Below are 25779 nucleotides of genomic sequence, written 5' to 3'. Positions count from 1 at the left end.
CAAAGCCCGACAAATCGAGTTTATTTTCGACAATATAACAAAGCGCATACTCAAATGTACCTGGCAATATTTGCTCAGCAAAATTGATTGGAATGAATTTATTTTGGCAGGATAAGTCAGGCTTGACTCCTTACCCAACGAAAGAGCCATAACAATTTACCGTGGGTGAATAATATCTATCAGATCACAGTAACCAACTCAATTAAAGGTTAAAAAACAATCAAGTTAATTGTGTAGAACCAGTTCCTAAATGAGTAATTCTACAGCCTGAACGCACGCCTAAACGGCGAGCAACTTATTGCGAGTCCAGCGGCCGCAGGCCGCGATGTTTAAGGAGCTTGTTATGTACCTATTCACTCATGAGCTTATAGGCAATTGGGTACTCATTTTTGTAAGAATCAGAATTCAAATGTTCAGCTAATGAGGCACAAGTATTTTCTTTTTCGGACTGACTCATTTTGTTAAATAGAATGATCTTATTTCTTGAAACTTGCTTTGCCATTTCAAATAGCTGTTCACGCATATCTATTGGAGTTCTATCTAGCCCGTCAGTTAAATTAGCAACCGCAGAACTATTTCGAGTCTTCCATTTATCAATAGCTTCTGAAAGTAGCGCTCCTTTTTCAGGTGCTTTCCGTTCGCACATGAACTTTATAACATCTACTTTTTTAATGTAGCCATATATTATTCCAACTGCCTCTCCCTCATTTTCGGCATCTAACTCAGAGTTTGAGTGAGCAAAACTGGATATCATCGCAGCAAAAACAACTATAAATACTCTCATACTCAACCTAGGCACATAACGTTTAACATATGGGGATTTTAGGAGCGCTTTTTCAGCGAGTAAAATTCCCACCATGATATTTTTGTTAGCACTTAATTGCATATTTCCAATTATCTCTATTGGCATAAAAAACCCAAGTTAAATTTTGAGGGACAAGATACAACTCTAGTATTTCTGTAGATTTCTGAAATTCAAAAAATGACTCAATAGTGAATTGGAAAGAATCACTCAAACGCTTGGGTTCTCCTAACTTATGATAAATCCGCTCGAAAATCTCGAAAGCCCAAACTGATTCAGCATTTTTAAATTCAGGAGTGTCAGTAAATACTTTTGTAAATGCAGCTAAATCTAACCATTGTTCAGTTTCTGAATTTAAGCCTTTAACAATTTTCCAGGAACCATCTCGTAGATACAAATCATCGTTGAGTGAGGTATCAATAATGGAATCCAAGCTTAAAAAATTCACAGTTCTATCCTTGAGTGCTAACGCCAAGCTCACCTGCAGTTTTAGCGTTGAGCAATTGTGTAAAATTGAGCTACGCGACATACACAATTGAGCGTAGCAAAAAATGTCAGGTGCAGCCTTTTGATAAGTGCTTTCACCACCATTTGGGATACTCTTTAAATGTATTAGCCAGCCCCTTCTTGACCCGTGGAGCCAACAACAATATGGAGTTGATATTTGCTGCGCTTGACGACATGCGCTCATCTCTAGGATTTATTTCTAATTCTGTGGATGCATCCGACCCACGTACTGCAAATAAGACATAATCACTCATATCTCTAAGTGTTGCTTCTTGAATCTGACTTAATTCTTTCTCAAACCGATCAAGTTCATCCGTTTCAATCCAGACATGAGGATAGTTAAATTTCATGCTTTGGGAAAGAGGGTTGTCATCCGGTTTGGTTTTAAGTTCTATTTCAATAGAAAATGCAATAGAACTAGTTCGCCCCTCAATCTCTAGTGGCTCAAGAGACAGCCTGAATCCATCATTTGTATATTCGATAGCACTCATATTTTTTAGCACTAAACGCCTGAATAATGTGTGAGCTAGTTTGGCAGTTTTATTGCGCTGTTTGCAACTAAAAATGACAAACTAAAGAGAATCACTATTTATTCTCTTGTTAGGCATACTTTTCTCTGTTTTGCGTATATATAGATTAAGTACAAGAAGCAACAATAAAGAAAATAAAACGTGTATACCTGAATTTGAGCGAGCAATACCAAATTCTTCCACTGAGACATCTGCGCTGTTTAATTCTAGCCATGATGCATAGTATAAATGCTGATCTCCAGTCCACAACGAAATAACATATGAATTTTCATCTGGAAATCCAAGCTCATCTACTACATGAGATGGGTAATCACCCAGAAAGAACTCTATGTGAAAATTTTTCACATAGTTCTCAATTTGTTGGTTTGCTTCTACCCAACCAATTAGCTCTGATTCGCTAGGAAATAAAGCTTTATCAGCTTTAAATTCGTTTACGTAATTTACCATTAAGTTTAAATCATCACGAATACTATGATAATAGCGAATACTCTGCTCGATACTTTCCTTATTAGAATCAGAATAGGTTCCTCCTCCGGTGGAAAATATGAAAAGCCACACAAGAAAGTAAAGTGAAATGGTAACGTTGAGTGCAATCTTTATCATGTATCCCTAACGCCTCGTTAAGAGGCAAAAAATTGTTGGCTAAAATAAGCGACGGAGGAGCAAAAGCCAACTGTTTTTTGTCCTGCTTTCACGACTTGTTAGGGCTTTTCATACAACCCAAGCCCGCAGTTATTACAACATCGTTTTTTAACAAATGAAACATTTTGATTTGCGATAAACGGTAAGGAACAGCGAGGACATGGAAAACGAGTAATTTTGAAAGCAAATCTACCTAAGAAAAACACCCAAAGTAAAAAAGCTAAAACAGCAACGATTGCCGAACTTATAAAATTACTTAGAATTGCGGCAATCGCAAAGTTGAGCGGAAGACCAAATATTAAATAGGCTAAGGCTATCCAATTTCGTCGCCGATATTCACTCCATTGTTTCGGTATACGCTTGAACATTGAGAAAACCCTAACGCCCGCAGCTGCGGACGCCTTGTAGTGACGAAGGAACGAAAAGGCGTTCCGACAGACTGCGTTTGTTATACGATACTACGCCCAAATCATCCACCCCAAACATAAACCAACAGCAAGACAAATATAGACAACCCATATTGGAAGGCTAGAGTCAGACCGAACCTCCATTATAGCTCCTTGACTGTGTAGTCCCAATATCTCATCGGCCAACTCGTGTTTTGGGTGTTCTTTGAAAAACTGAATTAAGGCATCCTGTACTTTTGGAACCCATGATGATGGGTGATCACTATCTGAATCGTAATTAAGCGCAGCACGCAAGGACGGAATCCCGCCATCAATTCTTGCCTCTATATTTTGAGCCTTTTTGTAATATTCAGAAATATCCATAACCTGTCTTCGTATAACGCTACAATATGGGCCGCGCGCTGTTTGCGCGTCCCAGCCCAACTTGTTGGGCGAACATAATTGACTTGTTATATGCACACCAACTCCAATTCAGCGTCACTTGGTTCAAATATCTCTAACCAGAGAGTAAAACCATTTTCGTCACTACACTCCAGATCAAATGCACTGTCGTAAACCTCAACGATTGTTGCAATGTCACCAACACGAGGAGATCTTGATCCAAAGCTACCTTCATTATATTTAAAGTTTTTATTCAAAGACTTAATTTTAACAACAGAGTACTGATTCATCAGAAGCCCAAGTGCATATAACGCCCTGTTAACAGGCAATAAAATAGTTGGTTAAAATAAGCGACGAAGGAGCAAAAACCAACTGTTTTTTGTCCTTGTTTAACAGCTTGTTATAGCTACATTACTCCTTGAGTTTTATGAGCTCTTTTGATGGTTTTAATTGACCTATATCAGGATAAAGCGACCTGAGTTTACTTGTATCTCTATCATATTGATCTCCGATGTTTACTGCTATATCGAGACAACCATCTACTCGTATTTCACCGAGATATTTTACTTCACCTTTTTCAATTTTAAATGGAGATAAAACTTCTTCATAATCTACATCTAACATTGGATGCCTTTGCTCGAACCAAAAATCATATGATCCGGCAGGCAATGATACAATTTGAAACAAGCCTCTCGATTCTGGGAAGTCTTTTTCTACATATCGATTGGTTACAAAAAACTGCGATTTAGCTAAATTTAATATTTGTTCATCAGATTCTTTTTTAAGAGCCAAATAAACACTATGTACAGTACACTCTTCAATTGAAGCAGTTGAAAAATAAGCGATGCCGCCATTAGTTAATTCCGTAGCTGATAATTTAGGTTTAACATGAGGATTAACACAGCCAGTAAGCCCTAAAATTAAAAGAACAAAAAATAGTTTAAATTTACTCATAATTTCCTTGTAGCTCTAACGCCCCAATATGCCGCCGAAACGAGCGCAGCAAGTTGAGGTCGGAATAATTGGTTTGTTAGGGGCCAATTGACTCATTTAAATTAGAAAGTTCTTGTTCAGCAAACCTAAAAGGCAATTCCTTTATAAACCAAGTTCCTCCAGCTGTATATCTTGAAGCGCTGTTATCTTTTGGGACGTCTCTTGAATTTGCGATAGTGATTTTAAAAAGACGCTTATCATTGGGGGAAATCGCCACGTCGAATTCTAAAAGTGTGTGCACCGGAAAAGCATCTGGCTTTATTTTAATATGGTATTCGCCAGCCTTCGCATGGAATCCGAGAAACCCTGTTGTACCAAGGCATCCTTTTTCGATGTCGTTTAATAAGACTTTCAAGCAAACCGTACCTCCATCATGTTCTAGTGGCCGGTAAAAGTAGATCAGTGCTTTATCTTGATTACTTGGCATTAAACCTGTGAACAAAGGTCCAGTAGCAGCTGGATTCATGCACCCGAACAAGCCGAATGAAAGTACGATAATAAATAATAGTCTCATATATTCCCTATTTGCCATGCGAAAGCCCCTAACGCCTCATTAAGAGGCAATAAAATAGTTGGTTAAAATAAGCGAGGCACGAGCAAAAACCAACTGTTTTTTGTCCTGCTTTAATGACTTGTTATACGTACCTGACTCATAAGCTGAGCTTTTTCCATTCCTTTGTTGCGCCTAACGCTATACCTAAAGGAAATGCTGAAGCTACGATAAGAAAGTATTTAGAATTATCAATACCAGTTGTTTGAAATATACCTGCCATTAAAGAGCTTATAAATCCTAAAATACCACAACCCCAAAAAAATATAGTCGCATACTCTACAAATTTTGAGTTAGGCGAATTAAATGGATTTATTCTTTGAAAGCCAATTACAAATATAAGCATTGCCATAGCTGCAAAATACATAAAAAGCGTCATTAATGGTGCTGCAATAGCTAGAGCTAAATCGTCAATGGCATACAAGCCTATTACGAGTGAAACTGAGCACCACACCAAAACAAACTTTGTAAGCCATTTATCAGACAGATTAATGTACTTATTTAAACTTAATTTGAAATTCACGGCATATTCCGAGTACGTATAACGCCAAATTAAGCAGCGTTGCCCGCTCTTGGCAATGTCCGCTTTAATTTTTTTGTTATGTTTCATAGCCATTCAAGTCCCGAACAAACTTTACTAGCATATTCTTTAGCTTCCTCTAATGTGAAATAGCCTCCACCATGGAAGGGGCTTTTATTTAAATATTCGCCCACACGAACTCCATAAAATATGCCAAATTGGTCGTCTCTAATATCAGCACAGTCTTGATAATCTCCTGAACCAGCTTTGAAGTTACTTTTAACGATTACAACGTCTTTTAAAACAACGTCCGCATACTTCCAAGTACCTCGCAAAATAACTTCTTCAGTTATATTAGACAAAACAACCTCTTGAAACATAACGCCAACAACAGCGGACGTGTTTTAAGTTGATGTAGCTAAGCGAAAGCAGCTTAAAACCGTTCCGCTGATTGTTTTTGTTAGGCATAAGTTGCAGCCTCTGCCGCAGCGCTTGAAAAATGTTCTTGTGAAACCTCGAACGCCCCCTTTGAGCTATATTCTAGGGTGCTTGTACCACAATATGCGCTACCTACGCAGAAATCCAAGTATACAGAATTACCGCTAGAATGAAGTTTCACGTAACTATCGTAGGTGCCCAGCAACTGGGGCTGGATAGATCTATTAAGGATGAAATCGTTAAGATCTTTTGAAAACTCTGGCCAATTAAGAAAACATAAATCGCTATTTCTAGCCTTAAATTGGCTGTGACCAAGGTCAATGTGAGATTCTAGCGAAAATGATTCATATCCGTGCTCGTCAGAGAAGCTCAGAATTTCTACCCAACCATTTCCATTGCTTGCGATAAATTTCATGATTGCCTAACGCTTCGAATAGGCGGCGCGCGCTGTTTGCGCGTCGGCCCTAATTTGTTTGTTATATGCCATTTATCACCAAAATAAAACTCTTAGCTACTGCAACAAATATAAATAAACCAGTTAAGTACCTGAGCACTTTAGGATATTTTTCATTCATATATTTTAACGTTGGCGATTTGTTTGCAATTCCAAGTTTTCCACTAAAATGCAAAGCAGCTAAAATACAAATAAATATCACCAAAAATGTATTGTATGGTTCAGATAACATCAAATCGTCCTAGGCATATAACGCCCCAAGCAGGGGATTTTATGAGTGTTTTTCAGCGAGTAAAATTCCCGCTGACTTGGCTTGTTAGGAATGCCTTGTCTTACGACCATGACAGCTCCTTTGTAATGTTGTCACCAACGTAAAATTCGTTTACTTGTATATCGGCTATTGGAACAAGATTGCTATATTCATCATTGAGGAAGTCAATCATTTCATCCAAACTCCAAGGCCCTAATGATGCCTTGTAATCAGGGTACTCTTTTTGAATTTGCATCCAATCATCATAATGTTTTTTTGACAACACAACATTGGTTTCTGTATAGATTAAATGTAGCTCCATTACTTCACTGGCTTCCTAACGCCGCACTAAGCGGACTAAAATTGTGGGTTATAATGTGTAGCGAAGCGAAACCTAACCCACTGTTTTAGTTCCGTTTAAGTGCCTTGTTATAACTCATTCCATATAGGTGTACTCTCTGCCTGATAGAAATGAACGGTACATGAACTAAAACATGAAAGTGCATTTGCTTTTGTTCTTCTGTTGTCTCTAGAGTTAGCGTCTCCATATATGCTCACATATACATCTGTAACACCACTTCGATCAACTTTCTCAAATATGTGTGTATCAGTTTCATCCATTGAATGTCCGTAAATTACAAGTGAATCACTAATTTTACCTAATTGCGTGTAGCAATAATTTAAATATGGATTGTGCAATATTTTATCTAATTTTTTGTGATAATTTGGTTCTGCAACAAAAATCGGGAAATTGTTTTTATCCAAATTCGCTTTCACTTGATCGATGATGGTTTCGCCATACTCAGTATAAGCGTGCTTTTTAATTACTCCACCCTCATCGTAAAGATGGAGGCCACCATGAAGAAAAAATACATTTTGATCGGCCTCTTCACCAGTCCACGTACGATAACCTCGAAACCCATCATCGGTTGTAAAATTATCAGGCTCCAATTCATTCATATTTCTAGCCCAGTACATCAGCAAGTCATAATTTAAAGTAAAAATATTATTAAATGATCTTAGGAAGATTCTGGCTAATTTATATTGTTCATTAGTTATACTACTTGGAACACTTGGGTGTGTATCTGCAATAGTTGTAACAAGTGTTGATTTAAGTTTTTCAGCATCAAGTTGAATACCTTTTACAAAAGTTGGGTAGTCATTAAATGATTGGCTGACATAGATACTAGAAATCATTGTTTGCATGACAGCTTCAAAGTCGTAAGTACCCAACTTATGAAAAATACTTTTTATTGCTTGATCTCTAGAACCAAAATTTGCTGAAGTAAGTAGATTTTTGTAATTAAAGATACTGTAATCCCAAGCTTGAGAAAAACCATTACCTAATAACAGACTCACCTCTTTATCTTCTATTTCTTCGAGGACTTGCGCAAATGATTTCAATACTACTCCTTGAGTTATAACGCCCGCATAAGCGGCGCATAAATACTTGGCTAAAATTAGCGAGGGACGAGCGCAAGCCAAGTGTTTTGCGTCCGTTTCTTAATGCGCTTGTTATGTTGCAGACAACTCCAATATACCGTTTGCACCAATATATAAAATAAATAGAACAAATATGAGACCTACTAGCCTTAGTAGTTTAGGAGCTTCTTTTTTAATTTTTAGTTGATTTGCGATTCCGAAATCAAAATTAAAGTACCACAAAAAAACTTTATCCAAGCTCCACAATACTAAAAAAACATTTACGCTTAACATTGCATACGGTGCATCAGAGAGAAGAAGCACAAACATTACAGCTAATGTACTCAAGACCGTAATAAAACTGATTTTCTTGAAAGTTTCGATCATATCCCTATGCAACATAACGCCGCAAATAAACGGCAAAAAATAGTTGGCTATGATTTGTGAGGCACGAACAAAGCCAACTGTTTTTTGTCCGCGCTTTTAATTTGCATTGTTATGTACCGCCTTAAGCAGAACACTCATCAACTATATTTTCCATAAATTCTTTTGATTCCTTGAAAGACTTAGGTGTAAACACCTCACTTGGGTCTTCTGTATTTGTACCATCAATTGTTAATTCATAGTAAGTAATTTGCCCTTCAGCTTTTTCTACTTCTACGGAGAGCAAATAACTAGTTAATGAACGATACTCTTCAAATTTATCAAAGAAACAGGCCTCATAGACAGGAATATCGAGTTTTTTACCATAACCCACCAATTTGATAGATTGGAAACCACACGCAGCCAACAAAGAACAAAGTAAAATTGAAATCAGTGTTTTCATATCACCCTAGGCACATAACGCCCTAATAATGGGCAAAAAATTGTTGGCTAAAATGTTGAGGAACGAAAACAGCCAACTGTTTTTTGTCCTTATTAATTAGCTTGTTAGGCATATTTAATTTCCATCATACTTTATAACATTGTTTATAAACAAACCCGTATTTTCAACAGAAAGATGTAATATCCAACGGATATGTGGGGTTTCTTTGGATGACACAAAAATACTAAATGGATCGTTAATACTTGAACCTATACTATTAACAACAAACGTTGAATTAGGGATAGCATTTCTAAACTCCTTACAATCAGAACAAAACCATAAAGAATAAAAAGGAATTCGATTAATTACTTCAAATTCATTGGCGTTTAATTTTGATATAAAGTTAGTTAAATTATCAAAAAATAAATCCTTGTTGTATTCACGGGGAAGGTAATAAAGGGATACGTATTCATTTTCATTAATTCTTGGGCAAGTATTACGAATTGAAGATGACCATAGGTTTTTATCAGTTGTATCATCTTTTCCTAGAGCATATTTTGTAATCTGGCAATTCCCACGAGACGTTTTTCTGGGAGCAGATACGGCTGACCATACATTCTGAAGAGTTAATTCTTCCTGTTTAGAAGTAGGACAGTAAAATATTGCATCTATCTCTTCTTTAATAGGGACACTTAATGAGAGTATATCTTCTTTAACCGTAATATATTTACAGTGTGATACAGATAAGATTGTTTCAGCGGACAATTTACTAGCAAAACTAGTAATTAGAGCAACAATTAACATTAGCGCTTTACGATTTAAAATTGTTAACTCCCTCTAGAAACAAACGTCACAATTGACTATATGCCTAACGCCCGCGTAAAGCGCGCGAGGTACGAGCGTCGCATTTGACGCGTTTGTTAAATGGCTTTGGCAAACTCATTTTCTCATGCAACTTCTAAATTGCTGAAGGTTATCTGAAATTTTAATTGCAGTGTCAGGAGCCATGCCTATAGCTGGTATGTAAAATACCTCGCCACTCTCATTGACCACAAAAAGTTCACCGCCACCATTGCCACCAAAGGTTATAAAACCAGGCGCATATTCAGATAATTGATAATCTCGATTGAACTCTTCAAGCTCTTCCGGCCGCCAAAGAATATAATATTCTGGCTCAACAGAAAGCTCACCTTCGACGAATCCGTCTTCTATCCACAGTCTCAGTATTTTCTTAAGATCTTCGATATTCATGGGTGCCATTTAACAGCTTATTCAAAGGATCTAAACCCACAAGTTGCAGACAGAAAATCCTTCGAGTTTTTTAATACTTTCAGTCTAACTCTGTATCTAAATGTAAATCAAGGGATTTATATTTGTTGTTTTTTTGTTGTTGTAAAATACAAGAAATAATCCCGCGAGTTGTTGAAAAAAAACCAAACACAAATACTGTTTATATATACAGAAATGACTGGAGCAGATCATGGCTTCTGTATTTTTAGAATCCATCCGTGATTTTATGACAACGCGTCGTTATGCCAAGCGCACTATAGACACTTATCAATATTGGATAAAATTTTATATTTTATACCATGCTAAAAAACATCCAGCGCAATTGGCAGAGTCGGAGGTTGAGCAATTCTTATCTTATTTAAGTAATCAGCGTAATGTTGCAATGAAAACTCAGGTAACGGCTTTAAATGCTTTGGTATTTTTATACCGTCATATTATTAATCGACCGTTATCACTTGAGATGAATTTTAATAAATCACTCGTGCCACCTAAATTACCTGTAGTACTGACCCGTGAAGAAATGCAGCGTTTATTATTGGCAATGGATCCAAAGTATAAACTTATCGCTCAGTTACTTTACGGTAGTGGTCTACGTTTAATGGAAGCTGTAAGGCTACGGGTAAAAGATGTCGATTATGACTATGTCTCATTAATGATTTGGCAGGGCAAAGGCAATAAAAACCGCAGAGTAACATTAGCACTCGAACTACTGCCGTTGTTGCGCAGCCAAAGTCACTTGGTAAATGACTACTGGCAACGAGACAAACAAGCAACAGACTATGCCGGTGTCTGGCTTGCGAATGCACTAGCTAGAAAATACCCAGCGGCTCCTTATGAAATGAGCTGGCAATATTTGTTTCCTTCTGCCCAGTTAAGCATGGACCCAGAAAGTAAAAAGCTGCGACGCCACCATATTGATGAAACAACGGTTCGTAAAGCAATTAAGCTGGCAGCAAAGCTGGCAAAAATTCAAAAAAATGTTACCTGCCATACACTACGGCACTCGTTCGCTACCCATTTACTTGAATCAGGTGCAGATATACGCACCGTGCAAGAACAACTCGGCCATAGCGATGTTCGCACCACGCAAATTTATACGCATGTACTTAACAGTGGTGCCAGTGGCGTAAAAAGCCCGTTGTCGCAGCTACTTTAGGTTCTTATTACCTATTGGAATATCGCGTTTGGGGAATACAAAAAACCCGATAATAATCTTATGTGGAATTGCTGCTGTTAGAAGGGCAAAAAAATAGACCGCAGAGCACTCCCTGATTGTTTAGCTAGGGATATATATCAGCTGCCTGATCAGTCTCACGAGCGAGTCACTCAACAGGACAATGCTTATTTGTAAGCTCCTTGCTTTATATGAATTTTTCTAAAACGCAGCGTCTCTTAACCCTTAATCTTTTTGTGAATCATTGTCTTAACTTTCTAATTTAAATTTTTACGCACACAAAAACGGCATTGCCAGAGCTTTCACCCCATGGGGTTATTTTTTCGTAGTCATGTTCAAACACATGTATTTCAAAATAAGGTTTTAGGGCTTCTTTTAACTGGGCAAAACTAACAGCGACCATTGGGTGCTCGTCGTGCCATACAAATGTTTCGTCTGCTGTTGCCTTATTTATACTGAGCTTTAATGACTGTTTTTCGCCACTGCCACTGTAATTCCAACCAGAGCGGAATGTGAATAAGCTGCCCGCGTTTTCAGCGCTATGCTCTACAAATGAATCGTTATCGATGTGATTTTTATCAACAACGTTAAAGCAAAATATACCACCGGCTTTTAGTGCATGGTGTACGCTTTTAATACAGTCTGTTAATTTATTAATGCCGTCGCAGTAATGGATTGAATACAAAAAGCAGGTAATTAAATCCACTTGCTCAGGGATCACAAACTCACTCATATTCTGCAATGAAAATTGCGCTTCTGGGCAGCGAATAATTGCTCTATCTAGCATGGGTTGATTTATATCAAGCCCACTACTTTGATAACCGTAATCAATAAAATGACGAACATGTGGGCCCGTACCGCACGCTAAATCAAGATGCGTATTTCCCTTATTACCAAATATTTGCTGTAGCCTATGAATAAAATAGCTTTGGGCTTGATAATCTATATCTGCGCACATTAAGTCATAGTAATCAGAAAGGTCTGTGTATAGAGCGTTCGCGGACATATCAGCCTAGTGGTTTGGAGTAGAGTATTTTAAGTCGCGCATAATAAACTAATTATCACCATTAACGAAGCAGATATGAAAGTAAGAGGTTTGTTGGGTTTTGTTTTACTCAACCCAACGTTAAATTTAAATGGCAAACTACTTAAAACTAACCACTGGCAGCTTTACTTTAGTTTATCCCTAAATACTTATGTACTTGCACTGATAAGCGCCAGTTTTTTTCAATACAGGTTTCAATAGCCAACTTAGTTGCAGAGACTTTTTGGCTAATTGGTTGCAGGTAAACAAGCTTGGGGGTAACGCCTGTTTTTGCAAATAACTCTTCAAGCTCTACAACGTGTTTTTGCATCGCGATTGGGTGTTTTATTTCATCGGCGCGTTGCATGGCTGAAGTAAGTACGTCGTAGCCGCCACGCATATTAATTTTCGGTGATACCGTCACCCAAGTTTGTGCTGGGGCTAAAATCTCAAAAGTGCCGCTGGTTTCTATTTGTGTGCTGTAGCCGTTAGCATGAAGTAATTCGCACACCGGGTTTAAGTCGTACATGCATGGCTCACCGCCGGTGATCACTACATGCTTGGCACGATAAGCACGATCGACAAACAAGTTAAATATTTGCTCAGCTGATGCGTCTGCCCAGTGATCTGAATCGGCCTTTTTCTCAACCGTGTCGTCCAGTGATACTTTATACACATTATCAACTTCCCACGTTTGCTTAGTGTCACACCAAGCGCAACCTACGGGGCAGCCTTGTAAACGTAAAAATATTGAAGGCGTGCCGGTAAAGCTCGCTTCGCCTTGAATGGTTTCAAATATTTCATTAATTTTGTACAAAAGAGTCTCACTCACTACTTGGCATTAATTACGAGCATAAACATAGTTTAAAAAATCAAAAAACACGGTCGGAAATTGTTATTTATGCCCCAGCCGTGTAGTATATCGCGCCCTGATATAAACCTCTATTAAAACTAAGAGCAAAACAGTTATGACGCAAAAAGTAGTTGTGATTTACTCCGGCGGTATGGATTCATTTACCGTATTAAATAAAGCCCTGCAGCAAGGCCGCGAGGTATATGCTCTGTCATTTGACTATGGTCAGCGTCATGTAAAAGAGCTTAAAGTTGCAGCCAGTGTGTGTGAAAAGCTTGGCGTACCGCATAAGATAGTTGATATTTCTGCGATCAATCAGTTAATTGGTGGCTCATCGTTAACTGATGATATTGATGTCCCAGAAGGCCACTACGAAGCCGAAAACATGAAAAGCACCATAGTGCCTAATCGCAACATGATTTTGCTATCACTGGCTGTGGGTTACGCTGTATCACTCAAAGCAAGCCAAGTGTATTACGGTGCTCACTCTGGGGATCATGCTATTTACCCTGATTGCCGTCCTGAATTTGTGCAAAAGATGGATGATTTATGTCGTATTGCTAATTACGACGCGGTGGAAATTTTCAGCCCGTATTTAAATGACACCAAAATTGACATTCTTACTGATGGTTTAAAAATGGGCTTGGACTACAGCCAAACGTGGACTTGCTATAATGGCCGTGAAAAAGCCTGTGGTAAATGTGGTGCCTGCCAAGAGCGCTTAGAGGCATTTAGCCTTAATAACATTACCGATCCAATCGAGTACGAATAACCCACATTAAAAAGGCTATCATCGCGATAGCCTTTTTATTATTAACTGAAATAACTTTACAGCCAACGTTTTACCCGAGACTTGTAATCGCTGTACCCTTGACCAAATATTTTTAATAGTGCCCGCTCCTCTGGAATAATTTGAAACCAAGTTAAGTAACAAATAAAGCCCAGCACACACAATAACGCCCACAGTGATGTTAACCACACTCCCCAACCTGCCAGTATAAAAGCAAAACCAACATACATTGGATTACGTGAAATTTTGTACACACCCGTGGTAACCAGTGCTGACGCTTGATCTGGTTTATTTGGGTTTACAGTGGTTTTTGCTAAGCGAAAACTAACCACCCCAGCAATACAAAAAATACAGCCTGTGGTGAGTAAAATAACCGCAACATAAAAAATAAATGTGGTGAAATCAATCACACTGTAATGGGCAATTACCGCCATCAGCACAGCAAAAAAAAGCACTATAATAATCGGAGGGATTTTATTATTTAGCATAGTAACTCACTGTTGTTGTTAAAATTAGTTAATGCAATTAAACACTCATCACACTGTATCACTGATGAATATACCGCAGAGGGTCATGTTGATACAAATAAAGTTACAATTGTCAGCTTCATCATTTGCGCATTCTGGTTATACTTTACACACTATATAAAATAATAAGGAATACACCATGTCAGGAACTACTATGGTAGTCATGATCGTATTTATCTCTGTTGGGTTTGGGGTAATGTACGATATGTATAAAAAACATTTAGAGTTTAAACATCGCACACTCACCGATAATAAAGAGTCGAATAATCAAATTGCTGCTGTTAATGCTGAAATGCTTGCGTTAAAAGAGCGTGTACAAACATTAGAAGCTATCGTGACTGATCCAAGTTACAGCGTAAAACAGGAAATCAATAAACTTTAAATTCGCCGCGTTTAAAGCGCTTGTAAGTAATCTGGATATAAATGCGCGTTTTCTGGCTGCTCAATTCCATGAGCGGCTAAAAACCCACAGATCACTTGCCCGCACCCTTGTGGAGCACGAGAGCTGTCAATTTCAAAATTTAATTGATCGGCATGTTGTTTGCCAAGTTCGCATAATTGCAACGCATGCTGCGAACGCAACACAATACTCAATGCCCCGATTTGCTCTACATTAACGTTTTTACTAAAGCGCGCAAAACCTGCATATTTAAATTGTTCATTCACATAATCATTACTGATCGCTACCAACGCGGTCATCAAGCCATGCAAAAAAGCATTTGCAGATGTATCTGCGGCTAAAAAAATCACTGTTTTTGCGTTAAATTCGCTTAACTGACAGTCAGTACAATTGAGCCGCAGAGTGTAAAGTATGTGCTCATCGGCAATTTTTTGTTGTGCAATTAAAGTCAGTGCAGCTCCAGCAAATAAACATCTAGCGAGTAACTTTATGACACTTTGCGGTTGATAATCAGCAGCCATGGTTAATTGCGGGTTTTGTGCTAATAAAGGTAAATCATGATGGTTATTAAACGGCGTGCTGCTGCCCTGCTCACTATCGAGTTGAAATAGTTCTCTTACTTCGTGTTCACGGGCTATTTTTAACGCTAAAAAAGCGGTTTGGATCAATTCCGAGGTAGGTAAGTTTTCTTCCACAAACCAGCGCCGGCCAAATAATAACTTTTTTGCCTTGGTGCTGCGGTAATTATCTGGACTAAGAATGGCCACTTGTAAATAAATTTGCTCATTCTGCTTTGCGGCGAGCACCCGAAAGTGAGTTGAAAACTCAATTTTATCAAGGGTTTCGTTCACGCTTTCGAGGGTATGTTGATAACGTAAAAAATGTTGCGGCACTACCCAGCTCGCGTTACTCAATTGCACGATGGGTGCATAAGCAATTGGCTGCTCACAATTATATAGCAGCTCATTATGAGTATATTTGACTGATGTAAAGTGGTTATTTTTATCTGACATAACTAAACCAAGTAAACTCGCTAACACAAAGCGCTGAAGATGAGTTATTTACGCTGTAACGCTAGTCAATAGATCACAGTGCTGCGTTTAATTTAGCGATATTTTTTGATAATCATCGAGCACATGTTGAAAATATGTACGGTCTTTGTTCAACATCCGAGTATAGTGCGCAACTAATTGTTGCAGATACAATTCGTGCATTTGCTCAGCATTGTCCCACATCTGACTGCCAGTAACACTCAACGCAGTGTTACTGGTAAAACTTAGCTCTATCAGTTCGTAAAAACGGTTGTTTTCTTGCACCAGTTGCTCTTTGATAAGTCCTAAACCTAACGCCTGTAAACCTTGTCGTAAGGTATAGGTATGATGCACGGGACAAACAATAAAACTGAGTTGTTCACGAAGCTTTTCAGGGCAATTAGCAACCATTTTTTGTACTAGCCTCAGCAGTAATTCTCCACCGACTCCGGCGATAATTATCAGCTGCTTGGCTGATGGCTGCAGCTCAATTGTAGCTACATCCTGACATAATACTTGCCATTGGCAAGCTGCTTGCTGATCACTAAAACGCGTAAGCGTGTGTTCAAGCTCGTCCATTAACGTAGGCACTATATCAACAAAGTTTATTTGCTTGGCGGCTGCCCGCTTTAAAAGCGCCATACCAAGCAAACCGTGGTCACAACAACAGTCCCAAATTACATCATACGGCGCGCAGATCAACGAATCGATTGCACTGAGGCGGCTACTTAGTTTCATTTAAAGCTAAACTTGAGCCGTTTTATAGATCAATGCTTTTAAGCTACGGTCGCTATCAACATCAACAAAACCATGGGTCGGCGCTAGGCGCTCTACAAATTCAATCGCACCTTGAGTGTGTTCGTCTATCAGCGCTTTAAATGACGCTTCACTTAGCTCTGGACTGTTAGCACATAACAGCAATTGAGTATGCTCATTGAGCAGTTCAGGTAAGCGGCGCAGCACTTTTTGATAATCTTTAGTTAAAATGAAACTGCCTTTTTGAAAGCTTGGCGGATCAACAATAATTAAATCAAAAGGGCCAGCCTTTTTAAGTTTACCAAACGACTTTAATATATCGTGCGGTAAAAAGCTCACACTGCGGTCAAAGCCATTAAGTTGATGATTTTGCTTACCGGTGCGCAGTACCCCTTTATTCATATCCATGTTGATCACACTATCGGCACCGCCACGCATTGCAGCAACCGAAAACCCACAGGTATATGAAAATAAATTCAATACCTTAGCGTGTTTACTATGGGCTTGCACAAACTCCCGACCACGGCGCATATCCGGGAATATACCGGTATTTTGACGGCTCATTAAATCCACTAAAAACTCACTGTCACCTTCTTTAACACTATGCGGGCTCGGTAGTTGACCAAATAACAGTTTATTTTCAGTTTGTTGTCCGGCGCGTTGTTGAAATACCAACGAGGTGATTAATTCTTTAGCGTGTTGTTGTGCCCATTGCCAAAGCTGCTCACTTAATTGCGTTAGCGTTTGTGAGTCAACTTCGTCGTACGACACTAAAAATAAACACGGTGGGTAAAAGTCGATATTTAGATGACTCAAATGCTCAGTAGTGTGACCGCGGCCATGAAACACACGACAAAGTTCATTGTCTGCTAAGGGCGCACTTTCAAGTGCTGTAATAAGGGGCGTAAAATTATGCATTTTTAATTAACTGTTGTTGTAATTCATGGATTTCATCACGAACGGATGCGGCTTTTTCAAATTCTAAATCACTAGCGTATGCATGCATTTTGGTTTCGAGTTGCTTAATTTGCACTGCGATCTCTTTTGCACTGAGCACTTGCTTACTTTGTTTTCGGATCAGCTGTAAATTATCTTGTGGGCCGGCTCGCTCACCAACATCCATAATGTCAGTAATTTTCTTCAATAAGGCTTGTGGTTCAAGGCCATGCTTAATATTGTAAGCGTGTTGAATATCGCGGCGACGCTGAGTCTCATCAATAGCTTTGGCCATTGATTTAGTGACTCGATCACCGTATAAAATTGCCCGACCATTTAAGTGACGAGCCGCACGACCAATGGTTTGAATTAATGCGCGAGCTGAACGTAAAAAGCCCTCTTTATCAGCATCGAGTATTGCAACTAGCGATACTTCTGGCATATCTAAACCTTCACGCAGTAAGTTAATACCCACTAACACATCAAACACCCCAGCGCGAAAATCACGAATAATTTCGACCCTTTCAACGGTATCGATATCCGAATGCAAGTAACGCACTTTTACATCATGTTCAGATAAGTAATCCGTTAAATCTTCAGCCATGCGCTTAGTAAGTGTGGTTACTAGCACGCGTTCATCAATTGCTACGCGTTTATATATCTCTGACAATAAGTCATCAACTTGAGTTGCCACTGGGCGTACTTCAATTTGTGGATCTAGTAATCCTGTGGGGCGAATAACCTGCTCGGCAATATCATCTCCACAACGTTCAAGTTCAAAATCCCCCGGGGTTGCTGATACATAAATTGTTTGCGGTGCTATGGCTTCAAATTCTTCAAAGCGTAGTGGCCGGTTATCCATCGCCGACGGCATACGAAAACCGTATTCCACGAGATTTTCTTTACGGCTACGATCGCCTTTATACATAGCGCCGATTTGCGATACCGTAACGTGAGATTCGTCAATAATCATTAACGCATCTTCAGGAAGATAATCAAGCAAGGTTGGCGGTGGATCGCCCGGCGTGCGACCAGATAAATATCGGCTGTAGTTTTCGATGCCAGAGCAATAACCAAGCTCGGTCATCATTTCAATATCGTATTGTGTACGTTGTGCCACGCGTTGCTCTTCGACCAGTTTATTAGCACTGAGTAACTGCGCACGACGGTCTTTTAACTCAGCTTTAATATGCTCAACCGCATCAAGAATTTTATCTCTGGGTGTCACATAGTGCGTTTTAGGGTAGATAGTTGCGCGGACTATGTGTTTTTCAACCGCGCCGGTAAGTGGGTCAAAAATACTTAGCCGTTCTATTTCGTCATCAAACATTTCTACACGCACTGCAAAAGTGTCTGACTCAGCAGGGAATATATCCACAACTTCACCGCGAACCCGATACGTACCGCGGCTAAAATCAATATCATTTCGCGTATATTGAATTTCAGCTAGTCGGCGCAGCATATCGCGTTGATCAACTTTTTCGCCCACTTTTAACAACAGCATCATCTTCATGTATGATTTTGGATCGCCCAAACCATATATGGCTGATACTGATGCCACTATAATTGTATCCCTACGCTCTAATAGCGCTTTGGTAGCACTTAGGCGCATCTGCTCTATGTGTTCGTTTATCGAGGCATCTTTTTCAATAAAAGTATCGCTTGCAACAACATACGCTTCTGGCTGATAGTAATCATAATACGAAACAAAATATTCAACCGCGTTGTGCGGAAAAAACTCTTTCATTTCGCCGTATAACTGCGCTGCTAAGGTTTTATTATGCGCCATGATGATCGTTGGGCGATTCAAATCATTGATAATATTAGCCATGGTAAATGTTTTACCAGTACCTGTTGCCCCTAGTAATGTTTGATGAGCAAGTCCGGCTTCTAACCCTTCACATAACTGCGCAATCGCGGTGGGTTGATCCCCCGCAGGTTTAAATTTAGATACCAGTTGAAAATGGTCGCTCATGCTTGGCACTCCTGTACAGCTTGGTTACTGATCATATTCAGCTCTTTGATAAACCATTTATAAGCTATTATTGCAGTAAATAAATTACCCAGCGCTGCGCCGATCAGCAAGCCTGGTAAACCGGCATATAAATTACCGACATAAGCAAATGGAATATAAAAAATAAATAATCGGATCACACTTAGAATTAATGCATTCATTGGTTTGTGTAAGGCATTGAACGATGAATTAGACAAAATAATTATCCCTTGCAAACCGTAACTTAACGGCAAGGTAAAAATAAATAATTTGATCACATCGATAACCATCTGCTCTTTACCAAACAACTCACTGATCACTCCTGAAAATGCAATGAGCAGTAAATAAATAATAAACTGCCAAATCATCACAAATTTTAATGTTGTGGTGTACGCCTCTTTAACACGGTTAAGTTTACCAGCACCAAAGTTTTGACTAATAAACGGCGGTAACGTCATCGATAAAGCTAACACCACCAGACTGGCAATTGATTCAATACGACTGCCTACGCCAAAAGCAGCAACAGCCTCAGGTCCATGATGAGCAACCATGGCAATCATCACCGCCATTGCAACTGGTGTTAACATATTTGCACCTGCCGCTGGCAAACCAATTTTAAGAATTTTTCGAATAGAGCTTAATGGGGTTTGGTTATTTGCATTTAGGCTCAGCAAGCCTTTTTTTACTGCTAGCAAATATAAAATAATGACAACGGCTACCGACCATGCGATGACGCTGGCAATCGCAGCGCCCTTAATGCCAAATGCAGGAATTGGCCCAAAGCCAAAAATCAATACTGGGTCGAGCACGGCATTGATAAGCCCCGCTCCCCCCATCACTATGCTAGGCGTTTTAGTGTCACCGCTGGCACGTAACACTGAGTTACCAACCATAGGGGTAATTAAAAATACACTGCCTAAAAACCACACACTCATATACTCATGGATCAGAGGCAGTACTTGCTCCCCTGCTCCCAGCAATTTAAATATCGGGGAAATAAACAGATAACCAAATAGCGATAAACACACCACCATCACCACTGCAATTAATAATGCGATGCTGGCATCAAAACGTGCTTCTTCAATATTATTACTACCCAGCGCCTTGGCAATAACCGCTGACGTACCGATACCCAAACCAATAGCTAGGCTGATCACGGTAAAGGTTACCGGAAAAGTAAAACTGACAGCCGCTAATGGCTCAGTTCCCAATAAGCTAATAAAAAATGTATCGACAATATTGAACATCATTAACGTGATCATGCCGAAAATCATCGGCACAGTCATTTTCTTCAAGGTCGGTACTATTGGATCGTTTAATAAATCGGGAGCTGAGTTGCTCTGCAAAGTTGCGCGCATGGGAATAAATAAACCTCTTTTATTAAGCGTGGTATTTTAAAGCATCAGGGCTTTTCAAGCCACGCATTTATCAAGTGATTATAAATTGATTACAAAAACGCCTAAAAAACCATAGAAAAGTGTTCTTTTTACGTGTTTAGCGATGATTTCACTTCGAACCTCTACTAAAAACAATAAAAATACATTTTTATAACCTTTATCACAAAAACATCGCGACTGGTGCTGCATTTTTACACAAAAATTGCGCTAATCGAATCGTTACGAATAAATTTACTCATCAACGAAGCTCTTTTCAGCTTATTTTTTCAAGTCATTGTTTTAAAATGAGATAAAAAAACTGTTTTAAATGCTTGATATCCTCACAGTGCCCTAAAAATATGGCTCTGCCAACGTTCTTAAAGTTTCATAAACAGAGTTATCCACAGAAACCGTGGATAACTCTTGCAAAGCCACGTTAATAAAGGCGTGCAAAGGGGCGGCTTAAACACGCTAACGGCAATGTTGGCAAATACTAACTTTAGACAATTTGAGTTAAATAGCTCATAAAACATACTTAACCCCTGTACCAATGACCTGTCACATTTATTTAAACGCCCATTCAATATGAAAAAATAAATCTAACCAATTGAAATAAAGCAATATATATATATTTCCTTGCTATTCTCATGGGTATTAAGTCGCTAAACTAAGGGTTCAGATCTGTATGTCATTTTTTTCTCGGCATTTTTCGTTAACGACTAATTAAATGCATAAGTAAATTTAATTATTGCGAATTTGCGCTTTTATTAGCTAACGTTAAAAAAGTACATTTCATAAATTTATTCGTGCAAAACTAGATAAATGATCACTTTTATAATTTGCTTGGCGGTTAACTTGTTTGTTTTTTAGTCGTTAAAAACCATAATTTTATGCCACATCTCGATCTACACGACTTAAATAGGGAGAAAAAAAGCCACAAAACAGCCAGATCGAACATAAAAACATCGAACAGACTGCTTTTTTTTGTTTATCCGGTTTTATGTGTTGACACTTTGCAGCGCGGTCATTAATATTTCGCCCCGTTGAAAGGCACATACGCTTCCCCCTTAGCTCAGTTGGTTAGAGCGACGGACTGTTAATCCGCAGGTCCCCCGTTCGAGTCGGGGAGGGGGAGCCAGTCTTTTCAGCCATAAACGATTCCCCCTTAGCTCAGTTGGTTAGAGCGACGGACTGTTAATCCGCAGGTCCCCCGTTCGAGTCGGGGAGGGGGAGCCAAGTTTATGTAATATGATTATTGTTCCCCCTTAGCTCAGTTGGTTAGAGCGACGGACTGTTAATCCGCAGGTCCCCCGTTCGAGTCGGGGAGGGGGAGCCAAATCATATAAAATTTAAGTATTGTAGTTCCCCCTTAGCTCAGTTGGTTAGAGCGACGGACTGTTAATCCGCAGGTCCCCCGTTCGAGTCGGGGAGGGGGAGCCAACTTAAAGAATCAATTAGACTTTCCTAAACAATTCCACTACTCTACTACAATCAAAATATTTCTTTTTAATACACATTTAATAAGTGTAAAATAATTTGATTAATCAAGGATCTGATTCCTTCCCTTTGATCTACTAAAAAGAATAAGACATGGCTGGTTTCAAAAAACTCATATTTATTCAATTAATATCTTGGCTGTTGTTTGCAAGTATTGGTGGCTATTTTGTTGCGTCAGCGTTTGACAACGCAGTAAGCGATGCACAACATAAAACGCAATCAGTGGTAAACAACTATATTAGTAAACATTCTATTGTCGATATAGCACCAGATAAACTTCAGCAAGTGCTTGCTGACGGTAATACTTTTTCTTCATTTATTTTGCGTGATCAGCAAGGTAAAGAACTTATAAATATTACATCCCCTACTTCATTACCAGCCATTGCGCAATTAGTTAACACCAGCTTTAACTCTATCCGTCCTCAATTTGCTGTTAATCAAGCGTCTGATATCAAAGTTGAATTTACTATTAATGCCAATAACCTTGGGTTGATACTCCAACAAGCGTTGTTTATTGTTATTTTAGTGTCAGGTTTAATGGCAATTATTCCCATTGTGTTTATGAAAACCATGTTTAGTAAGCTAAATAGAAATATAAGCATGACAGTGGCTGAGATAATTGATGTTTATATCAATCAAAATCAAGTCAACAACGGTCTTGAAACAGCAATTAATAGCAGCAAAATAAAACAACTGGGCGTTGACCTAGTGCCGAGCTTTAATCGCCTGTCGCACTTTTTACAAAGTAAGCATGATGATATTCAAAATGCCGCACATTCTATCAAGCAAGAAGCTTATAAAGATGTAGTTACTGAACTTGGCAACCGTAATATGTTTGTTGAATATTATGAGAAGTACATTGAAAGCAGTGAAAAAAGCACCTTTGGCTCTTTGGCGATGGTTCGTTGTAGTGAATTACAAGCAATCAACCAAACTCGTGGTTACCAAAAAGGTGACGAGTATGTCAAAGCTGTGGCTGATATTATTAAACATATCAGCGGCACATATACAGGCAGTAAAGTTTTTCGTTTGAATAGCTCAGATTTCGCGATTGTGCTGCCTAACACTCCTCTCAAGGAATCTGAACGTTTTGGTGATAACTTACAATCTCGATTTACTCAATATCAGCAAAACCAAGAATTAAGCTCAGTAGCAAATACTGGGATCGTCGCTTATGAAAAAGGCAAACCCTTAGGTGAGCTACTTTCGATAGTAGACAATGCTATGAGCATGGCCCAATCAAAACAAGCTAACGCCTGGCATATACAACGCGAAACTGATTTAGTTAATAATGTAAGTGCAGGATTTGGCAATCAAAACTGGCGTAAAGTGATTAATGAAGTAATTGAAGCTGAGCGTGTACATCTGGTAATGCAAAACATTATGCCAATTGGTAAAAGCATGAAGGCCTACGCTGAAATTCAAGTGCGCTTTAAAACAACAGAAAACCAAGTATTGCCTACCGCTTCATTTTTAGCTATGGCTGAAAAGCTTGATATGGCGATGGAAATTGATCAGTTAATCATTAATTCATCACTGGAAAAAATTAAGAGCCGTAATTTCTCTGAAAAATTCTTTGGTTTGAATGTTACCGCCTCAAGCGCACACAATGATCAGTTCGTAATTTGGCTAGAGCGACGTTTATTAAAAGACACAAATATTGCCTCAAAACTGGTATTCGAAGTGAGTGAATTTGGCTTACAGCAAAATATTAAAGCCAGTAAACGCTTTATAGATATGATCCACCGTGTTGGTGCTCGGATCACGGTAGAACGATTTGGTGTTGGTTTAACCTCGTTTAAGTTTTTCCGCGATTTAAAACCTGACTTTATCAAAATGGATGCAAGCTATACTCGCGGCCTTGAAGAAGATAAAAATAACCAATACTTTATGCGTTTAATGGTCGACCTCGCGCATCGAATTGGTGTTAGTGTTTTTGCTGAGGGTGTTGAAAGCCAAGAAGAAAAACACATTATTGAAACTTTATGTCTTGATGGTGTGCAAGGTTATTACATCGAAAAGCCAAAAGATATTTAATCAATCTAAAAGGTGCTTTGAGCACCTTTTTAGTTTCCTCTTAGTTTATTTCCCCCTCCCCTGATCTGCTTTATCATTCCAAATGTCAGTAACTAGGTTAATGAACAGTTAATCTTTATTTATCATGCTATAAAATTCTAAATGCAATTCACTATCATTATTAAATGAGCCGTTTATTTACCTTCTACGTGTTGTTAAACAGCCAATAAAAAAGGATAATGTCGGCGTTTATTATAGCTTGAGGCGAACATGACAGAATATGTATTGCTGTTGATCGGCACAGTACTGGTTAATAACTTTGTGTTAGTACAATTTTTAGGTCTATGCCCGTTTATGGGTGTATCTGGCAAACTGGATACAGCTATAGGCATGTCACTTGCGACCACTTTTGTGTTAACACTTGCCTCTGTAACAAGCTATCTAGTTAATCAATATATTTTGATCCCACTTGATATCACGTATTTACGTACTCTAAGCTTTATTTTAGTGATTGCGGTGGTGGTTCAGTTTACCGAAATGGTAGTCAGAAAAACCAGCCCTACGCTGTATCGCTTACTCGGTATATTTTTACCTTTGATCACCACAAACTGTGCGGTCTTAGGTGTTGCGTTACTAAATGTCAAAGAGGATCATACGTTTTTACAATCTGCAGTATATGGCTTTGGCGCTGCTGTTGGTTTTTCTATGGTACTGGTATTATTTGCAGCTCTTCGTGAACGCTTAACCGCTGCTGACGTACCTACCCCCTTTAAAGGCGCATCGATTGCGATGATCACCGCAGGCTTAATGTCGATGGCCTTTATGGGCTTTACAGGATTAGTGAAGTTTTAACATGACCTTGTTTTATGCCTTGATTGCGCTGGGAACCCTAGCACTCATTTTTGGTTTGATCTTAGGATTTGCTGCTGTGCGCTATCGAGTGCAAAGTAATCCGATTGTTGAACAGATCGATACTATATTACCGCAAACACAGTGCGGCCAGTGTGGCTATCCGGGTTGCCGCCCTTATGCAGAAGCCATCGCCAATGGCGATGAGATTAATAAATGTCCACCAGGTGGCGATGCGACAGTAAAAAAATTAGCTGACTTAATGGGTGTTGAAGCTAAACCCCTTGCCGGTGGCGAACAAGCTGAACCGATAAAAACCGTTGCCTATATACGTGAAGATGAATGTATTGGTTGTACCAAATGTATTCAAGCTTGTCCTGTCGATGCTATTGTTGGTGCCACGCGCCAAATGCATACTGTTTTAATTGATGAATGTACGGGTTGTGACTTATGTGTTGAACCTTGTCCTGTTGACTGTATTGATATGCTGCCTGTAGAAACCACTAAGCAAACGTGGAAATGGCAACTAGATGCAATCCCAGTAACACAGATTGATTAAGGGCTCC

General features: G+C 39.0%; 33 protein-coding genes and 4 tRNA genes. 11 read left to right on the top strand and 26 right to left on the bottom strand.

Annotation, left to right across the window (positions count from 1 at the left end):
* Window positions 1–349 precede the first annotated feature (349 nt).
* The 4 genes from H5182_RS14685 to H5182_RS14670 form a co-directional block, all read right to left on the bottom strand.
* Complete coding sequence (locus H5182_RS14685; protein WP_259398314.1) at window positions 350–910, bottom strand: hypothetical protein; 561 nt, start codon at window positions 908–910, stop codon at window positions 350–352.
* Window positions 870–1250, bottom strand: coding sequence for a hypothetical protein (locus tag H5182_RS14680; protein WP_149982881.1), 381 nt, complete (start codon window positions 1248–1250; stop codon window positions 870–872). The genes H5182_RS14685 and H5182_RS14680 overlap by 41 nt, the downstream gene beginning before the upstream one ends.
* 133 nt (window positions 1251–1383) lie before the next feature.
* Window positions 1384–1800, bottom strand: a complete 417-nt coding sequence (locus tag H5182_RS14675; protein ID WP_145241528.1) for a hypothetical protein — start codon at window positions 1798–1800, stop codon at window positions 1384–1386.
* Between the two features lie 81 nt (window positions 1801–1881).
* Complete coding sequence (locus H5182_RS14670; protein WP_182735404.1) at window positions 1882–2442, bottom strand: hypothetical protein; 561 nt, start codon at window positions 2440–2442, stop codon at window positions 1882–1884.
* A gap of 216 nt (window positions 2443–2658) precedes the next feature.
* Between H5182_RS14670 and H5182_RS22390 the strand changes: the two genes are divergently transcribed.
* On the top strand, window positions 2659–2787 hold the full coding sequence (locus tag H5182_RS22390) for a hypothetical protein (RefSeq protein ID WP_259395715.1): 129 nt from the start codon (window positions 2659–2661) through the stop codon (window positions 2785–2787).
* Between the two features lie 152 nt (window positions 2788–2939).
* On the opposite strand, the gene H5182_RS14665 is transcribed toward H5182_RS22390, so the two are convergent.
* From H5182_RS14665 to H5182_RS14600, 14 genes are all read right to left on the bottom strand, one after another.
* Window positions 2940–3251 carry a hypothetical protein gene (locus H5182_RS14665; protein ID WP_182760226.1) on the bottom strand — a complete coding sequence of 104 codons (312 nt, stop codon included), beginning with the start codon at window positions 3249–3251 and terminating at the stop codon, window positions 2940–2942.
* 86 nt (window positions 3252–3337) lie between these two features.
* Window positions 3338–3559: a hypothetical protein gene (locus H5182_RS14660; RefSeq protein ID WP_041408593.1), complete on the bottom strand. Its 222-nt coding sequence runs from the start codon at window positions 3557–3559 to the stop codon at window positions 3338–3340.
* 121 nt (window positions 3560–3680) lie between these two features.
* Window positions 3681–4223, bottom strand: a complete 543-nt coding sequence (locus tag H5182_RS14655) for a hypothetical protein (protein ID WP_182735403.1) — start codon at window positions 4221–4223, stop codon at window positions 3681–3683.
* Window positions 4224–4299: 76 nt separating this feature from the next.
* The gene (locus tag H5182_RS14650; RefSeq protein WP_182735402.1) at window positions 4300–4794 is read right to left on the bottom strand and encodes a hypothetical protein; all 495 of its coding nucleotides are present in this window, start codon (window positions 4792–4794) and stop codon (window positions 4300–4302) included.
* 118 nt (window positions 4795–4912) lie between these two features.
* A complete protein-coding gene (locus H5182_RS14645) occupies window positions 4913–5428 on the bottom strand; it encodes a hypothetical protein (RefSeq protein WP_220497094.1) in 516 nt (171 codons plus the stop codon).
* The gene (locus H5182_RS14640) at window positions 5419–5694 is read right to left on the bottom strand and encodes a hypothetical protein (RefSeq protein WP_182760224.1); all 276 of its coding nucleotides are present in this window, start codon (window positions 5692–5694) and stop codon (window positions 5419–5421) included. Before H5182_RS14640 ends, H5182_RS14645 begins: the two co-directional genes overlap by 10 nt.
* Before the next feature lie 98 nt (window positions 5695–5792).
* Complete coding sequence (locus H5182_RS14635; protein WP_182760223.1) at window positions 5793–6185, bottom strand: hypothetical protein; 393 nt, start codon at window positions 6183–6185, stop codon at window positions 5793–5795.
* A 61-nt stretch (window positions 6186–6246) separates the two neighbouring features.
* Window positions 6247–6456, bottom strand: coding sequence for a hypothetical protein (locus H5182_RS14630; RefSeq protein ID WP_182760222.1), 210 nt, complete (start codon window positions 6454–6456; stop codon window positions 6247–6249).
* A 100-nt stretch (window positions 6457–6556) separates the two neighbouring features.
* Window positions 6557–6796 carry a hypothetical protein gene (locus H5182_RS14625; protein ID WP_182760221.1) on the bottom strand — a complete coding sequence of 80 codons (240 nt, stop codon included), beginning with the start codon at window positions 6794–6796 and terminating at the stop codon, window positions 6557–6559.
* Between the two features lie 107 nt (window positions 6797–6903).
* Window positions 6904–7878, bottom strand: a complete 975-nt coding sequence (locus H5182_RS14620; RefSeq protein WP_182760220.1) for a DUF4917 family protein — start codon at window positions 7876–7878, stop codon at window positions 6904–6906.
* A gap of 111 nt (window positions 7879–7989) precedes the next feature.
* Window positions 7990–8283, bottom strand: a complete 294-nt coding sequence (locus tag H5182_RS14615; RefSeq protein ID WP_182760219.1) for a hypothetical protein — start codon at window positions 8281–8283, stop codon at window positions 7990–7992.
* 121 nt (window positions 8284–8404) lie between these two features.
* Window positions 8405–8722 (bottom strand): hypothetical protein, encoded by a 318-nt coding sequence (locus H5182_RS14610; protein WP_182760218.1) that lies wholly within the window; start codon window positions 8720–8722, stop codon window positions 8405–8407.
* Window positions 8723–8836: 114 nt separating this feature from the next.
* Entirely contained in the window at window positions 8837–9505 is a 669-nt protein-coding gene (locus H5182_RS14605) for a hypothetical protein (protein ID WP_182760217.1), read from the bottom strand.
* Window positions 9506–9640: 135 nt separating this feature from the next.
* Window positions 9641–9952, bottom strand: a complete 312-nt coding sequence (locus H5182_RS14600) for an SMI1/KNR4 family protein (RefSeq protein ID WP_259398313.1) — start codon at window positions 9950–9952, stop codon at window positions 9641–9643.
* A 229-nt stretch (window positions 9953–10181) separates the two neighbouring features.
* Between H5182_RS14600 and H5182_RS14595 the strand changes: the two genes are divergently transcribed.
* Window positions 10182–11147: an integron integrase gene (locus tag H5182_RS14595; protein WP_182760215.1), complete on the top strand. Its 966-nt coding sequence runs from the start codon at window positions 10182–10184 to the stop codon at window positions 11145–11147.
* A gap of 280 nt (window positions 11148–11427) precedes the next feature.
* On the opposite strand, the gene H5182_RS14590 is transcribed toward H5182_RS14595, so the two are convergent.
* Window positions 11428–12171 (bottom strand): class I SAM-dependent methyltransferase, encoded by a 744-nt coding sequence (locus tag H5182_RS14590; RefSeq protein WP_182760214.1) that lies wholly within the window; start codon window positions 12169–12171, stop codon window positions 11428–11430.
* 169 nt (window positions 12172–12340) lie between these two features.
* Window positions 12341–13006 (bottom strand): 7-carboxy-7-deazaguanine synthase QueE, encoded by a 666-nt coding sequence (gene queE / locus H5182_RS14585; protein ID WP_145240771.1) that lies wholly within the window; start codon window positions 13004–13006, stop codon window positions 12341–12343.
* Between the two features lie 127 nt (window positions 13007–13133).
* Here queE and queC point away from each other — a divergent pair, with 127 nt between their 5' ends.
* A complete protein-coding gene (gene queC, locus H5182_RS14580) occupies window positions 13134–13814 on the top strand; it encodes a 7-cyano-7-deazaguanine synthase QueC (protein ID WP_257326361.1) in 681 nt (226 codons plus the stop codon).
* Window positions 13815–13870: 56 nt separating this feature from the next.
* On the opposite strand, the gene H5182_RS14575 is transcribed toward queC, so the two are convergent.
* Window positions 13871–14320 (bottom strand): isoprenylcysteine carboxylmethyltransferase family protein, encoded by a 450-nt coding sequence (locus H5182_RS14575; RefSeq protein ID WP_182732465.1) that lies wholly within the window; start codon window positions 14318–14320, stop codon window positions 13871–13873.
* Between the two features lie 178 nt (window positions 14321–14498).
* Here H5182_RS14575 and H5182_RS14570 point away from each other — a divergent pair, with 178 nt between their 5' ends.
* Window positions 14499–14741 (top strand): hypothetical protein, encoded by a 243-nt coding sequence (locus H5182_RS14570; RefSeq protein WP_182732466.1) that lies wholly within the window; start codon window positions 14499–14501, stop codon window positions 14739–14741.
* Window positions 14742–14752: 11 nt separating this feature from the next.
* Here the strand turns inward: H5182_RS14570 and H5182_RS14565 are convergent, their stop codons facing one another.
* The 5 genes from H5182_RS14565 to H5182_RS14545 all read right to left on the bottom strand — a co-directional run bounded on the left by H5182_RS14565 (window position 14753) and on the right by H5182_RS14545 (window position 20833).
* Window positions 14753–15772, bottom strand: coding sequence for a hypothetical protein (locus H5182_RS14565; RefSeq protein ID WP_182760213.1), 1020 nt, complete (start codon window positions 15770–15772; stop codon window positions 14753–14755).
* An 87-nt stretch (window positions 15773–15859) separates the two neighbouring features.
* A complete protein-coding gene (locus tag H5182_RS14560; RefSeq protein WP_182760212.1) occupies window positions 15860–16528 on the bottom strand; it encodes a tRNA (adenine(22)-N(1))-methyltransferase TrmK in 669 nt (222 codons plus the stop codon).
* 6 nt (window positions 16529–16534) lie between these two features.
* Complete coding sequence (locus H5182_RS14555) at window positions 16535–17464, bottom strand: class I SAM-dependent methyltransferase (RefSeq protein WP_182760211.1); 930 nt, start codon at window positions 17462–17464, stop codon at window positions 16535–16537.
* On the bottom strand, window positions 17457–19457 hold the full coding sequence (gene uvrB, locus H5182_RS14550) for an excinuclease ABC subunit UvrB (RefSeq protein ID WP_145240732.1): 2001 nt from the start codon (window positions 19455–19457) through the stop codon (window positions 17457–17459). The genes H5182_RS14555 and uvrB overlap by 8 nt, the downstream gene beginning before the upstream one ends.
* On the bottom strand, window positions 19454–20833 hold the full coding sequence (locus tag H5182_RS14545) for an MATE family efflux transporter (protein WP_145240731.1): 1380 nt from the start codon (window positions 20831–20833) through the stop codon (window positions 19454–19456). Before H5182_RS14545 ends, uvrB begins: the two co-directional genes overlap by 4 nt.
* 1079 nt (window positions 20834–21912) lie before the next feature.
* On the opposite strand from H5182_RS14545, the gene H5182_RS14540 reads away from it, so the two are divergent.
* From H5182_RS14540 to rsxB, 7 genes are all read left to right on the top strand, one after another.
* Window positions 21913–21989 (top strand) — tRNA-Asn (locus H5182_RS14540).
* Between the two features lie 21 nt (window positions 21990–22010).
* Window positions 22011–22087, top strand: a tRNA-Asn gene (locus H5182_RS14535).
* A 23-nt stretch (window positions 22088–22110) separates the two neighbouring features.
* Window positions 22111–22187 (top strand) — tRNA-Asn (locus tag H5182_RS14530).
* 27 nt (window positions 22188–22214) lie between these two features.
* Window positions 22215–22291: transfer RNA gene (locus tag H5182_RS14525), tRNA-Asn, on the top strand.
* 150 nt (window positions 22292–22441) lie between these two features.
* On the top strand, window positions 22442–24385 hold the full coding sequence (locus tag H5182_RS14520) for an EAL domain-containing protein (protein WP_145240729.1): 1944 nt from the start codon (window positions 22442–22444) through the stop codon (window positions 24383–24385).
* 249 nt (window positions 24386–24634) lie between these two features.
* The gene (gene rsxA / locus H5182_RS14515) at window positions 24635–25216 is read left to right on the top strand and encodes an electron transport complex subunit RsxA (protein ID WP_145240727.1); all 582 of its coding nucleotides are present in this window, start codon (window positions 24635–24637) and stop codon (window positions 25214–25216) included.
* Between the two features lies 1 nt (window position 25217).
* Window positions 25218–25772 (top strand): electron transport complex subunit RsxB, encoded by a 555-nt coding sequence (rsxB, locus tag H5182_RS14510; RefSeq protein ID WP_145240725.1) that lies wholly within the window; start codon window positions 25218–25220, stop codon window positions 25770–25772.
* Window positions 25773–25779: the final 7 nt, after the last annotated feature.

The organism is Pseudoalteromonas sp. SG44-17 (genome assembly GCF_014164235.1).
Taxonomy (GTDB): Bacteria; Pseudomonadota; Gammaproteobacteria; order Enterobacterales; family Alteromonadaceae; genus Pseudoalteromonas; species Pseudoalteromonas rhizosphaerae.
This window is presented reverse-complemented; position numbering and strand designations above follow the sequence as displayed.